Source organism: Chitinophaga polysaccharea (assembly GCF_902150045.1).
Taxonomy (GTDB): Bacteria; Bacteroidota; Bacteroidia; order Chitinophagales; family Chitinophagaceae; genus Chitinophaga; species Chitinophaga polysaccharea_A.
Map to the genome: position 1 here is coordinate 2,210,730 of NZ_CABFVU010000001.1, position 13,550 is coordinate 2,224,279.

Genomic DNA, 13,550 nt, shown 5'->3' on the forward strand with positions numbered 1-13,550 from the left:
TTCCTACATTTACCCGATCCAAAACAACCTTTCGATATCATGTTTAAACCTTTTTTACTGACAGGACTATTAATATCAACTATGGCAGTAGCCCAGGATAAGATGACACCCGAATTGCTATGGCAACTTGGACGGGTGAGCGGGGAAGCGTTGAGCGCTGACGGGAAAACCGTTATCTATGGCGTATCCCAGGTCAATATGACGGAAAACAAAAGCGAGAAGAACCTCTACGCTATTCCACTGTCGGGCGGCGCTGCGAAACAGCTTACCCAAACACCCGGTGCAGAAGGCGATGTAGCCGTTTTACCCGGGAATAAGATCGGGTTTTCCCTGAAAGGGCAATGGTATGAAATGAATGCCGATGGCTCAGATCCGGTACAGAAAACCAACGTGGAAGGCGGTATGCAGAATATCCGTATTTCCCCCGACGGGAAGCATATTTTATTTTCAAAAGATGTGAAAATAAAGAAGATTTCCGGCAGCGATCATTACGCGGATCTTCCAAAATCCAATGTACAGATCTATGATAACCTGAACTACCGCCACTGGGATACCTGGGAAGACGGCAGTTTTTCACACGTTTTTTATGCCACTTACAATAATGGCGAAGTAGGCACACCCATAGACATTATGGCGGAAGAGCCCTATGACTGCCCTCAAATGCCTTCCGGTGGCCCTGAAGATATGATCTGGAGCCACGATGGCAAAAGTGTGATCTATGTTTGTAAGAAGAAATTCGGGAAAGATTACGCTGTCAGCACCAATACTGATATCTACGAATATAACCTCGCCACTAAAACCACGCGCAACCTTTCCGAAGGAATGATGGGCTATGATGTGGCGCCGGCTTTCAGCCAGGATGGCAAATACCTTACCTGGTTAAGCATGGCCCGCGATGGCTATGAAGCAGACAAAAATGATGTGATCATTATGGATCGCGCCACCGGCGTTATTACCAACCTCACCAAAGGATGGGATGGTACCGCCGCTTCCTCCCGCTTCAGCAGCGACGGGAAAAAAATATACTTTCTTGCAGTGATTAAAGGCACTGAACAGCTGCTGGAAATCACCCTGCAGAAAAATATTGCACAAACAACGGAAAAGCATATACGCCAGGTAACCACCGGCGATTTTGATATCAACGATATGCTGGCCCAGGCCGGCAATACGATGGTAGTATCGCGCACGGATATGAACCACGCAGCGGAACTATTTACTGTAGACCTGAAGAAAGGCGACATTACCCCGCTTACCAGTGTAAATAAAGCCGCTTACGATAAAATAGGTATGTGCAAAATTGAAAAACGCTGGGTAAAAACCACTGATGGCAAGGATATGCTTACCTGGGTGATTTTCCCACCGGATTTTGATCCTGCAAAAAAATATCCTACCCTGCTGTATTGCCAGGGCGGCCCTCAATCTGCCGTATCCCAGTTCTACTCTTACCGCTGGAATTTCCAGCTGATGGCATCCCAGGGCTACATAGTAGTGGCGCCAAACAGAAGGGGCATGCCGGGGCATGGGGTAGAATGGAATGCTTCCATCAGCAAGGACTGGGGCGGACAACCCATCAAAGATTACCTCAGCGCCATTGATGACGTAAGCAGGGAAACCTATGTGGATAAAGCCCGCCTGGGCGCTGTAGGCGCCAGTTACGGCGGCTACTCCGTATATATGCTGGCAGGCGTACACGAAAACCGCTTTAAAAGCTTTATTGCCCATGATGGCTTATTTGACCTGAAAAGCTGGTACGGCACTACAGAAGAACTGTGGTTTGCCAACTGGGACATCGGCGCCTACTGGGACCCTGCCAATGCCAACGGTTACAAATATTTTAATCCAAGTGAATATGCCAATAAATGGAATACACCCATTCTTATCATCCAGGGAGGCATCGACTTCCGCGTTCCTATTGAACAGGGACTGCAGGCCTTCCAGCTGGCACAGCTGAAAGGGATCAAAAGCAAGCTGCTGTATTTCCCGGAAGAAAATCACTGGGTATTAAAACCGCAGAACGCCATTGTATGGCAACGTGAATTCTTTAACTGGCTAAAAGAAACCCTGTAAATCATATTACCATGACTGCCTTATTATTGGATATCCGGGATGGTATTGCTACCATTACTTTAAACAGACCTGAAGTATACAATGCCTTCAATGACCCGCTCAGCTATGAGCTGCAGGACGCATTAAAAAAAGCAGAAAAAGATCCGGCAGTGCGGGTAGTAGTGCTAACCGGCGCCGGAAAGGCTTTCAGCAGCGGGCAGGATCTCAAGGCATCTATGGAGTCAGGGAAACGCGACCTGAGCGAATCTTTGCATAAGCGCTATAACCCTATTATACGCGCCATCCGCAACATGCCTAAGCCGGTTATCTGCCGGCTTAATGGCGTGGCCGCCGGCGCAGGATGCTCCATTGCACTGGCCTGTGATATGATTATTGCCAGCGAAGAAGCCACCATGATAGAGATCTTTGTGAACATTGCACTGGTACTGGATTCCGGGTCTTCCTATTTCCTGCCCCGCACCGTTGGCTACCACCGGGCCTTTGAACTGGCTACCAAAGCCAGTAAGATCCCTGCGGCGGAAGCATTGAAAATGGGACTGGTAAACAAAGTGGTGCCCGCAGCAGAACTGGATGCCACCGTGCAGGCGGAAGCCGCTTATTACGCTGCCGCACCTACTAAAGCCATTGCACTCATGAAAAAAATGCTCACCAAAGGCATGACAGACAACCTGGATGAGGTGCTTGAATACGAGGCTTATTGCCAGGAAATTGCAGGCAACTCCACGGATAATGCTGAAGGCATACAGGCTTTCCTCGAAAAAAGAAAGCCTGTATTTAAAGGGGAGTAAGCCAACCGCTCAGATCATCTTCCAATAAAAACGGCCCGGGTACTGTACCCGGGCCGTTTCCTTTATATAAAAGCCCTGAGGCTGTTACAATCCGCTTAAGCAAATACCGATCTGGTAAGGCCTGATATCCAGGTTGTTGCTGGCATTGTCTTTCAGCAACGGATTCAGGGAATATGCACAGAAGAGGGCAAAATTACCATAACCTACACGGCCGGTTGCCGCAAAGCGCCATGGGTTAAAGAATCCCCTGTTGGCATCTTTATCAATATCCTTGCTGCCGTTGGCGCCGGTATATTTAATCTTGGTATGGGCATCCACAAGGGCGCCCACTTTCACACCGATAGCGGCTTTAAAGCCTTTATTGGCGTTATCGGGCACACTGCGGTATCTTAATTCAATAGGAATTTCGAGGTAAGTGGTAGCTACTTTATTCTTTTTTGCAGTAGAGGTGGGGAAAGATACCTGGTTGGGATTCAGCTTCCCCTGTATATCCATCGTATGATCTTTCAGGTAAACACCGCTGGTACTGAAGCCTAAACCCGCTGCCATGCTCAATTTGGACTTCTTGAACGGAAAATCGTACATCAGGGCGATATTAAAACCCCTGTTAAGGCCGCTCTTAATACTGTCAGGCGCACCAGCCCAGCCATCGTATGATAACTGTACCATCAAAAAGTCGTTGGAATGGGTAACCTTATTAACCGCTTTATTCATCGGCGAGCCACCATCCTGCGCAAAAACTCCAATAGAAACAGCTATCAGACCCAGGGTAAAAATTATTTTCTTCATATATTATACATACTTAGGAAAAAGAATATTAGGCAAATATAATGGAATGATTGTAACACAATTGGTTAAAATATTGCAAAAACATTCATCCCGATAATACATTCGCAGGCCGAAAGTAACAGAAAAACAAATATCGGCCACCATAATCTTTTCCTGATCTCCACGTTATACTGAACAAGATGAACAGCAATATTGCCGCAAAATATCCTAATTTGAATAAATAATCCATCACCACCCCCATAACCCCTGCCAATACTATTAAAGAGTCGTTGAAAATGTACGCATGAAAAAAATTGTAAATACGGTTCTCGTACTTATCCTGGTAGTATTTATGGCGCTCATCGGTTTTGTATACTATGCCTGGGTGATAAAAAAAAGAAGCAGGAGCGCTGCTGAAAGCATGATACAAACCAACCTTCTGATCGATAAAGTAAGACAAGCGGCGATGCTGGATAATAATTACACCAACAGCATCCGCGATATGCTGCTGATGAACCAGGCTACTATTCCGGCAACCAACTATGCCCTGCCAGACAGTATGCTGCACATTCTGCAATTTGTTGCCGCCAGCATGCCCGGTGATACGGTTTCTCAAAAAATACTGGACAACTTCAGTACACTTCTCCGGAAAAAAATTAATTACAACAGGCGTATCCTTGCCCTGGCCTCCTCCCAACCGGCACTGGCCAGGCAACTGGCTATTGCACCTGAAAACGCCCTGTTCCGCGACAGCATCAGGAAAGAAGTAAATGATTTCATGCGGGAAAACCGGACCAAACTGATTACACGGATAGATAAAGACAACCACTATACGCTGTACTCCTTCTGGACAACCATTACCATCAGCCTGTTCACCCTGGTACTGCTACTGGGCGAATCACGCTATTTATACCGGATGTTCAAAAAACAGAAGCAGAGAAATAACCAGTTGTACAAAAGAGAGCAATCTTTCCTGCGACTGGCAGAAGAAACAGAGCTGATCCTGTATAAATCGCAGGTGGATGGCATCTTTACCTATGTGAGCAAACGCGCCGCTGAAATGACGGGTTATACCAATACGGAACTCGTCGGTAAACACTACTCCATGTTCCTTGACGAGCCCACCTGGAAACGACTGGAAGCTTTTTACATGAACCAGGTTAAAACCGGCGACGACTATACCTCCCAGGAGTTTGAAATCATTACCCGTTCCGGCACAAAAAAATGGGTGGAGCAGATGGCTGCCCTGGTTTATGGGGAAGACGGCCGGGTAAAAGAATTCCAATGCATTGTAAGGGATATCGACAAGGAAAAAAGAAACGAAGACCAGGTAATGTATCTCCAGGAACGGCTGGACGCTATTATCGACTTTATGCCATCAATGATGTTCATAAAAGATATGCCCGGAAAATACCTGCTTGTGAACAACCGGTTCTCCGAAGTACACGGCATAGATAAAAAGGATATTATCGGTAAAACAGATGCAGAACTGCCTTACGACTGGGTACAACGGTATACGGCTCTTGACCGGGAAGTAATTACATCCGGCACGAGGGTTAAATCTGAACAGAGCTTTACCGTTAATGATAAAATCTATCACTTCCTCATCACCAAATTCCCGCTCAGGAACGCAGAGGGTGAAATGATCGGTATCTGCGGTATAGGACAGGATTTCACGGAAAAGAACAACTATATCGCCGCTATTGAAAATGCCAATAACCTGGCACAGGAAGCCATCAGCGCACAGGAAATGTTCCTGGCCAATATGAGCCACGAAATTCGTACGCCCATGAACGGTATTATTGGCATGACCAACCTCCTGATGCAGCAAAGCCAGCTGTCGCCCCTGCAACTGGAATACACCGGCGCCATTAAAACATCCGCTAACCGCCTGCTGGTGATCATCAACGAAATCCTCGACTTCTCAAAAATAAAAGCCGGTAAACTGCTGCTGCTCCGGGAACCATTTGATATCTATGAGGTAATGGACAATGCCCTCTTTCCCCTGAAACTCCAGGCCCAACAAAAAGGATTATCATTTTTTGATGAGATAGATAAGGCGATCCCGCCTTACATGCTGGGAGATGAGGTGCGACTCCAGCAGATAGTCACCAACCTCGTGGAAAACGCCATTAAATTCACGCCTGCCGGAAAAATAAGCGTGAAAGTATCACTGGTAAAAGAAGATGCCAACGCCCTACGGCTGGGCTTTGAGATAAAAGATACCGGCATTGGCATTGATCCTGAACAGCATGAGCTGATCTTTAAAAGTTTCTCCCAAACACATGCAGACAATACCCGCAAGTATGGCGGTACCGGCCTGGGATTAGCCATCACCCGGGAGCTCATTACCCTGCAACATGGCTTTATCCGGGTGAACAGCCAGCTGAACGAAGGGGCTACCTTTTACTTTGAACTGCCATTCGAGCGGAACAATGAAAACATTGCCGGTAAGGATGAGAAAGGGCACCTGCATCACATAGAAAAACCACTACAGGGAAAAACCATACTGGTAGTGGAAGATGACGACATTAACCAACAGGTGGTATTCCATACGCTACGCAATGCCGGCGCCAGAACAGATGTGGTTAACAGCGGCAAATGGGCACTTGAAATGCTGGACTATAAACAATACGATTGTATTATCATGGACATACAGATGCCTGGAATGGACGGGTACCAGGCTACACAGGCCATACGCGCGAAAGGTATTCAAACTTATATGATCGCTATGACTGCCTCCGCGCTGAAAGGCGAAAAAGAACGCTGCCTGGAAGCAGGTATGAATGATTACATCTCAAAACCATTTGACCGTGCCGACCTGTTTCATAAGATCCTGAGAGGATTGGGGGAACAGGCACCTGAACCGGCTCCCGTAAAAGAAGAGGCGGTAATTACACCGCTCAGCGAACTGAATTTTTCTGCTGTATACAGTATGATGTCGGGCGAGAAAGAGCATGTAAAAATAATGCTGGAAGAGCTCATGGATAGCATTCCCCAGAAATTTTCAGAGATGAGCCAGCTGGTGGCAGAAAAAGACTGGCAGCCACTTTATATGCTGGCTCACCAGATGAAATTTAACCTGAACATGGCAGGTATGCAGTATGCATCGGAAGTTGCCTGGTCTATTGAAAGGGATGCAAGGCTGGAAGAGCACCTGGACAGCATCCCTGACCGGCTGCAGGAAATTATGAACATCTATTACCGGCATGTACATCTTGTAAAAGCACATATTGAACAAGCCTGAAAAATTTATGCTTCCGGAAGTGTAAAATAAAAACGGCTTCCTTTTCCTTCCTCGCTGTTTACACCAATAATGCCTCCCTGGGCTTCAATAAATTCCTTCGAAATGGCCAGTCCCAGCCCATTTCCCTGGCCCTTCATTCCCGGCACCTGGAAAAATCTTTCAAAGATCTTTCCCCTGAAAGCTTCAGGTATACCTTTCCCGTAGTCCTGTACCACAAATGATAACATTTCTGTTCCGGTAGAAGTCACCGCCAGGTCTATAGCAGCGCCATGAGCGGAATAGCGGATAGCATTGGTTAACAGGTTCACCAGTACCCAGGCTGTTTTTTCCACATCGGCCAGCACCTTTGGTAAAGTATCGGGGACCTGGGTACGGATGGTAATTTCCCGCTGGGCAGCCTGTTTCCGAACAGTATCCATGGCGTACTGCACAATGTTCATAGCTGCAACAGGTTGTGGCTGCAGCTGTATATTACCGCTTTCCACCTGCGACAGGTCAAGCAGTTCGCTCACAATTTTTATCATGCGGCGGTTATCCTGCTTCAAACTATCCAGCAGCTCTTTCTGCTCTTCGCTGAGCACTCCGGTGCGTTCATCCTCCAGGAGCTTAATACTGAAGTCCGACGCTGCCAATGGCGTTTTCAGCTCGTGCGAAATAGTAGCAATAAAATGTGTTTTCGCAATATCCTGCTCTTTGAAAGTGGTAATATTCCGGAGGATCACTACATAGCCTATACGTTTTTCTTCATGCCGGATATCTGTTGTTTCCCGGGTAAAGAAACATTCTTTTCCATCCACTACTATCTTAAGGGGTGCATTTTCGCTTGTATTCACAAGGAAACGCAGCAGGTCGTTTCGTTTGGAGATTTCTTCCGCCGCCTGCCCTATCAGGTCTTTCTCCTGCATATTCAGCAGTTGTAATGCAGGGATGTTGGCAAACAGGATAACGTTATTCACGTCAAATCCTATAGTGGCGTCTTTTAGACTGCTGATCACGGCTTCCGCGCGCTGCTTTTCAAACACAATACGCGCCAGGTTACTATGTTCGTATTCATCCAACCGCTGGGCCATTGTATTAAAAGCAGTGGCCAGATCGCCGAACTCATCACCGGATTTAAAGTAGAGCCTCTTCCCATATTGTTTGTTGGCGATATCTTTTATGCCTTGTGTGAGCGCACCTATTGGGTTGGCAATATACCCAGGGAAATTATAAACAAAAGTAAAGCCCAGCACGAAACAAAGACCGCTGATAATAGCAATATAAAGCAATGCGTTATCCGCCGTTTTCTTTACCTTTTCATTTTTACCCACAATGGCCGCCATATTAACATCCATAATGGTATAGATATTCTTTTTTATGGCGCTTATTTCTACAGTAGAATCTTTTTGCAGCAGTTCAAAAATGCGGGCAACTGCTGCAGTAGCGTCTTTCTCACCTCTTTCTGTTACGTTTGCCTGCTGCTTTTTGAGGTTAAGGGAAAAAGTTTGCATAGCAGCAGCACGATGTGCCGGCAGATCTTCCAGAGCTGCCAGCATATTTTTCGCGTACTCCAATGATTCATAGTTATCCTTCAGAATAAACTTCGCCTTTTCGTTCAGGCGGTTCAGATAGTAATAGCCAAGTATGCTCACCACCAGCAGCATGATGTACAGGAACAATACCCCAAGCGTAATCTTTGTTTTTAATCTGAACGTGCTCATGATAATATGATAATATCGATATCGTTGGAAGAAAGCGTTTTCAACAATTGATTAAACAGGTTAGTACGCAAAATGATCCGGAAAAGATTGATATGCGGTTTTCCCATACAAATTGTGGTGACCCGTTTTTCCAATGCAATGTTAATAATAGCTTCCGATACTTTGGCGTTGTGCTCCTGTATAACCTCAGCACCCAGTTCTGTAGCGAGTTTCAGGTTATTGATAAGATGGCGTTGGGCAGCCAGTGCAATTTTATCAGCGCTCTCGCCAGGTGTTTGCACATACAATACAAACCAATCGGCATGATAATAGGCAGCCAGCCTGGCTGTTTTGCGGATCACCTTCCGGGCTACTTCATCGTTGGTGGAAATACAGGCCAGGAAGCTTTCATGGCGCATCTGCATGTTACGGGGGATCTGTATCTCCACTTTTCTTTCCACCTGTGTGGTTACTTCCTTCAATGCCAGTTCCCGCAATTGCAGGATCTTATCTGCCTGGAAAAAATTACTCAGTGCGCTCTCTACTTTGGAGCGGTCATAGATCTTACCTTCTTTCAGGCGGGTGATCAGCTCATCAGCTGTGAGGTCGATGTTCACTACTTCATCAGCCATTTGCAGCACCAGGTCCGGAACGCGCTCCTGCACTTCCACGCCGGTGATGGATTTCACCTCCTGGTTAATGCTTTCAATATGCTGTATGTTTACTGCAGAAATAACATTGATCCCTGCATTCAGCAGGTCTACCGCATCCTGCCAGCGTTTTTCATTTTTGGAGCCGGGTATGTTGCTGTGTGCCAGTTCATCCACCACTACCCAGTCGGGCGCCAGGAGCAGGATGGTAGAAAGATCCATTTCTTCCAGCATCTTCCCTTTATAGAATACCTGCCTGCGGGGTATCTGGGGCAGGCCATCCAGCAGGGCATGCGTTTCCGCACGCCCGTGGGTTTCAATATAACCAATCTGGATATTCACCCCGTTTCTTAACATGGTATGCGCTTCCTGCAGCATGCGGTAGGTTTTACCTACACCGGCGCTCATACCGATATAGATCTTAAACTTTCCCCTGCCGGCGCGATTGGCCAGGTTAAGAAACTGTTGTACGGAGTGTTCTTTTTCTGTCATTATTATCTGGTTAGAACCATACTGCTAATGAAGCTGTGACAGCAGTATTGGTGTTTTCCGGCGTTGTTCCTTTCATGAATGTTTTATCCTTTCCATTAAATGTTCTGCCTTCCAGCCTGAACATGACGTTATTTACCGGTGTGAAATCAAGGTTAAGCGAGTAACCGGTAGTTTGAAAGCCTTCCGGTATACCGGTACTTATAATAACACCGTTCTGATCATTATAGTGTTCCACACGGCCTGCCATTGCAAATTTATCTGTAAACGCATACCTGGCAATTACAACGGGGCTGTACCAGCTGTTGAAGTCCGACGATCCTTTGGCTTTCTGCTGCAATCCGTAGTCGAATCCTGTAATGAGGCTGAATTTATCTGTTATACTAAAGGTACCATAAACATTATTAAAGTAGCGCATCTGGCGTGCACTGTCTGGCAGATCATTACCGATATAAGTGCTCCAGTTAAGCAATATTTTTGTTGTTGGCTTAAAGGTGATCTGTGTACCAAAAGAAGGGGTTTGGTTGCCATCCACTTTTTTGATCCTTTGCCATCCGTTCAGGTACATGGCGGCAAACGACCATTTATCGTTGGGCGTCCAGGTTACTTTGGCGCCAGTTTCGTAATACGGTGAGTTCTCTGCCAGGATGCTCCGGGTAAGGGTAGGGCAGTCTTTCCCGATGGCACTTTCAAAACCGATATGCGCAGGCATCACCCCTGCATCGATCCAAACATTTTTACCTACGCGGATACCAACATTGGCTTCGTATACATATTGCATGAGGGTAGGTTCTGCCGACAGGTTGTATTGCGGATAAGTACCTGCCATTAGTCCTATGTTGGCCCGGACCCTGTCTGATGTATAGGTGGCTTTCACCATTGCCAGGTTAAGGTTTAATTCATTATGACGGTTATAGTTGTACAGGAACCCGGGCTTCATATGATTCTCCGGGTTGTTCAGGTCATAGCTGTAATAGGCTTCGGCATAGCCGGAAAAGGTCACTTTTCCTTTCTCTTTTTCTTGTGGCGGAGCATCCTGTGCAAACATAGTAATAGCAGCTGCCAGGGCGCCGGCCAGTAATAAAATCTTCTTCATTTTAAATATATAGGTTCGCGTGAGTTGAATCACTGGTAACCTGCTGCGACAGGTTACCAGCTAAGAGTTTTTCACAAGACGTTCACAGGCTAAAGGAATAAAAGGACAGCGCCCTATTTCATATCATCGAGCGCTATGTTCAGTTTTAATACGTTCACAGTAGATAAACCAAACAGCCCCATTAAAGGCCCCTGAGTATTGGCGTCGATCAGTTGTTTCAGCTTACCGGCGGAGATACCTCTTAACTTCGCTACACGTGGCACCTGTACATAGGCGGCAGCAGGAGTGAGGTGTGGGTCTAACCCGCTGGCAGAGGCGGTAACCAGTTCTGCGGGGATGTTCTCTCTTTTAACATCAGGATTGTGTACCATAAAGGAGTCGATCCTTTCCTGCACTGTTTTCAGGTAGTCGGGGTTACCGGCCGCTTTATTGGAGCCACCGGACCCGGCAGCATTATAATCCACGGTAGAAGGGCGGGGCTGGAAATATTTATCGTCACTGAATTTCTGCGCAATGTTTTCATAACCCACTACTCTTCCGTTATGTGTTACTTTGATACCATCGCCTGCGCCGGGGGCCATTTTAGCCACAGCAGCAATGAACAGCGGGTATAACCCTCCCAGTAATACCACGAGTAACAATGTGAGTTTTACAGAAGGCCAAAGATATTTTTTCATCTCTTTAAATTTTATCAGTTTATAATTACATGAAAAGCGCGATCAGCATATCAATCAGCTTGATACCAATGAACGGCGCTATGATACCGCCAACGCCATAGATCAGCAGGTTACGGCGAAGCAATGCACTGGCGCCGATGGGTTTGTAAGCCACCCCGCGTAAAGCCAGCGGGATCAGCATCGGGATAATGATAGCGTTAAATATCACCGCGCTGAGGATGGCCGTTTCGGGGCTGTGCAGTTTCATGATATTGATGCCCTGCAAGGCCGGTATAGACGCCATAAATAAGGCGGGAACGATAGCGAAATATTTCGCCACATCATTGGCGATGGAAAAGGTGGTAAGAGTGCCGCGTGTCATCAACAGCTGTTTTCCGATTTCCACGATTTCAATCAGTTTGGTAGGATCGTTATCAAGATCCACCATGTTGCCGGCTTCCTTGGCAGCCTGGGTGCCACTGTTCATGGCTACGCCTACATCGGCCTGGGCCAGGGCAGGCGCATCATTGGTACCGTCGCCCATCATGGCTACGAGGCGGCCTTCATTCTGCTCCTTCCGGATATAGCTCATTTTGTCTTCCGGTTTAGCTTCCGCGATGAAGTCGTCCACACCGGCTTTGGTGGCAATGTATTTGGCAGTAAGCGGATTATCACCGGTTACCATCACCGTTTTCACGCCCATTTTACGCAGGCGGTCGAAACGCTCGCTGATACCGGGCTTAATGATATCCTGCAATTCTATCACCCCTTGCACTTTGCTGTTGAGTGCTACCACCAGTGGCGTACCGCCGTCTTTTGAAATAGATTCCACTTTAGCCAGTGTTTCTGCGGGGAAAGTAAATCCTTCCTTTTCTGCCAGCCGGCGTATAGCATCGTAAGCACCTTTGCGGATACGGCTTCCATCGGGCAGGTCTATTCCGCTGCTGCGTGTTTCTGCGGTGAATTTCACCAGGCTGGCGCCACTTACAGATAATTTACTAACTACTTCTTTGCCGGCCAGTTCCACGATGGATTTTCCTTCCGGCGTTTCATCCGATAAGGAGCTGAGTGCGCAGAGGCGGATAAATTCTGCAGCAGGAATACCATTGGTAGCATAAAAGTTAGTGGCCTTACGGTTACCGATAGTGATGGTACCGGTTTTATCCAGCAGCAGCACATCTATATCGCCGGCAGTTTCCACGGCTTTCCCTGATTTGGTGATCACATTTGCACGCAGTGCGCGGTCCATTCCGGCAATACCGATAGCTGATAATAGACCACCAATGGTAGTAGGGATAAGGCATACAAAGAGAGAGATAAAAGCCGCAATGGTGATGGGCGTTTGTGCATAATCAGCAAATGGTTTCAGCGTTACGCATACAATAATAAACACCAGGGTGAAGCTGGCCAGCAGGATCGTCAGTGCAATTTCATTTGGTGTTTTCTGCCTGCTGGCGCCTTCTACGAGGGCAATCATTTTATCAAGGAAAGATTCTCCCGGTTCTGTGCTTACCCTTACTTTAATATGGTCGGACAATACTTTGGTACCGCCCACCACACTGGATTTGTCGCCGCCGGCTTCCCGGATCACCGGCGCGCTTTCACCGGTGATGGCCGATTCGTCGATACTGGCCAAACCCTGTACTATTTCACCGTCGGCGGGAATAATATCGCCCGGGTCGCATACGAAGATGTCGCCCTTGCGCAGGGAAGAAGAAGAAACAATTTTTATTTCATTGGTGAAGATTTCGCCTACCAGTTCTACTTTTTTGGCGGGTGTTTCTTCTCTTGTTTTGCGGAGGCTTTCTGCCTGTGCTTTACCACGTGCTTCTGCAATAGCTTCTGCGAAGTTGGCGAACAGCACGGTAAGGAACAGTATCACAAAAATAGCCACATTATATGCCACGCTGCCTTGTTCCCTGTTACCGGTAAAGATCGCATACAGCGCTACTATCAGCATTACGGCAGTGCCTATTTCCACGGTGAACATCACCGGGTTTTTGAACATTAATCTTGGATTCAGTTTTACGAAAGACTGCTTCAGGCTCTCCATCACCAGTTCTTTCGGAAACAATTTATTATCATGCTTCATGGTAATCAGTCATTAAAA

9 protein-coding genes are annotated in these 13,550 nt (G+C 47.0%); 3 read left to right on the forward strand and 6 right to left on the reverse strand.

Going from position 1 to position 13,550, the window contains the following annotated elements; genetic code table 11:
* Positions 1 to 81: 81 nt before the first annotated feature.
* Positions 82 to 2,067 (forward strand): S9 family peptidase, encoded by a 1,986-nt coding sequence (locus FN124_RS08955; protein ID WP_260607374.1) that lies wholly within the window; start codon positions 82 to 84, stop codon positions 2,065 to 2,067.
* An 11-nt stretch (positions 2,068 to 2,078) separates the two neighbouring features.
* Positions 2,079 to 2,855, forward strand: a complete 777-nt coding sequence (locus FN124_RS08960) for an enoyl-CoA hydratase-related protein (RefSeq protein WP_142684391.1) — start codon at positions 2,079 to 2,081, stop codon at positions 2,853 to 2,855.
* 84 nt (positions 2,856 to 2,939) lie between these two features.
* Here the strand turns inward: FN124_RS08960 and FN124_RS08965 are convergent, their stop codons facing one another.
* Positions 2,940 to 3,644 carry a porin family protein gene (locus tag FN124_RS08965; protein ID WP_142684392.1) on the reverse strand — a complete coding sequence of 235 codons (705 nt, stop codon included), beginning with the start codon at positions 3,642 to 3,644 and terminating at the stop codon, positions 2,940 to 2,942.
* A gap of 283 nt (positions 3,645 to 3,927) precedes the next feature.
* Here FN124_RS08965 and FN124_RS08970 point away from each other — a divergent pair, with 283 nt between their 5' ends.
* Positions 3,928 to 6,870 carry a hybrid sensor histidine kinase/response regulator gene (locus FN124_RS08970; RefSeq protein ID WP_142684393.1) on the forward strand — a complete coding sequence of 981 codons (2,943 nt, stop codon included), beginning with the start codon at positions 3,928 to 3,930 and terminating at the stop codon, positions 6,868 to 6,870.
* Between the two features lie 5 nt (positions 6,871 to 6,875).
* Here the strand turns inward: FN124_RS08970 and FN124_RS08975 are convergent, their stop codons facing one another.
* The 5 genes from FN124_RS08975 to kdpB all read right to left on the reverse strand — a co-directional run bounded on the left by FN124_RS08975 (position 6,876) and on the right by kdpB (position 13,532).
* Positions 6,876 to 8,570, reverse strand: coding sequence for a sensor histidine kinase (locus tag FN124_RS08975; RefSeq protein ID WP_142684394.1), 1,695 nt, complete (start codon positions 8,568 to 8,570; stop codon positions 6,876 to 6,878).
* The gene (locus tag FN124_RS08980; RefSeq protein ID WP_142684395.1) at positions 8,567 to 9,691 is read right to left on the reverse strand and encodes a sensor protein KdpD; all 1,125 of its coding nucleotides are present in this window, start codon (positions 9,689 to 9,691) and stop codon (positions 8,567 to 8,569) included. Before FN124_RS08980 ends, FN124_RS08975 begins: the two co-directional genes overlap by 4 nt.
* 10 nt (positions 9,692 to 9,701) lie before the next feature.
* Positions 9,702 to 10,784: a porin gene (locus FN124_RS08985; protein ID WP_142684396.1), complete on the reverse strand. Its 1,083-nt coding sequence runs from the start codon at positions 10,782 to 10,784 to the stop codon at positions 9,702 to 9,704.
* A gap of 113 nt (positions 10,785 to 10,897) precedes the next feature.
* Positions 10,898 to 11,461, reverse strand: a complete 564-nt coding sequence (gene kdpC, locus FN124_RS08990) for a potassium-transporting ATPase subunit KdpC (RefSeq protein WP_142684397.1) — start codon at positions 11,459 to 11,461, stop codon at positions 10,898 to 10,900.
* A gap of 25 nt (positions 11,462 to 11,486) precedes the next feature.
* Positions 11,487 to 13,532 (reverse strand): potassium-transporting ATPase subunit KdpB, encoded by a 2,046-nt coding sequence (gene kdpB, locus FN124_RS08995; protein WP_142684398.1) that lies wholly within the window; start codon positions 13,530 to 13,532, stop codon positions 11,487 to 11,489.
* Between the last annotated feature and the right edge of the window lie 18 nt (positions 13,533 to 13,550).

What these genes read in the sequence shown, in the direction of transcription:
- FN124_RS08965 (WP_142684392.1), bottom strand. Translation starts at nt 3,644, where the DNA reads ATGAAGAAAATAATTTTTACCCTGGGTCTGATAGCTGTTTCTATTGGA.
- FN124_RS08970 (WP_142684393.1), top strand. Translation starts at nt 3,928, where the DNA reads ATGAAAAAAATTGTAAATACGGTTCTCGTACTTATCCTGGTAGTATTT.
- FN124_RS08980 (WP_142684395.1), bottom strand. Translation starts at nt 9,691, where the DNA reads ATGACAGAAAAAGAACACTCCGTACAACAGTTTCTTAACCTGGCCAAT.
- kdpB (WP_142684398.1), bottom strand. Translation starts at nt 13,532, where the DNA reads ATGAAGCATGATAATAAATTGTTTCCGAAAGAACTGGTGATGGAGAGC.
- FN124_RS08955 (WP_260607374.1), top strand. Translation starts at nt 82, where the DNA reads ATGGCAGTAGCCCAGGATAAGATGACACCCGAATTGCTATGGCAACTT.
- FN124_RS08985 (WP_142684396.1), bottom strand. Translation starts at nt 10,784, where the DNA reads ATGAAGAAGATTTTATTACTGGCCGGCGCCCTGGCAGCTGCTATTACT.
- FN124_RS08960 (WP_142684391.1), top strand. Translation starts at nt 2,079, where the DNA reads ATGACTGCCTTATTATTGGATATCCGGGATGGTATTGCTACCATTACT.
- FN124_RS08975 (WP_142684394.1), bottom strand. Translation starts at nt 8,570, where the DNA reads ATGAGCACGTTCAGATTAAAAACAAAGATTACGCTTGGGGTATTGTTC.
- kdpC (WP_142684397.1), bottom strand. Translation starts at nt 11,461, where the DNA reads ATGAAAAAATATCTTTGGCCTTCTGTAAAACTCACATTGTTACTCGTG.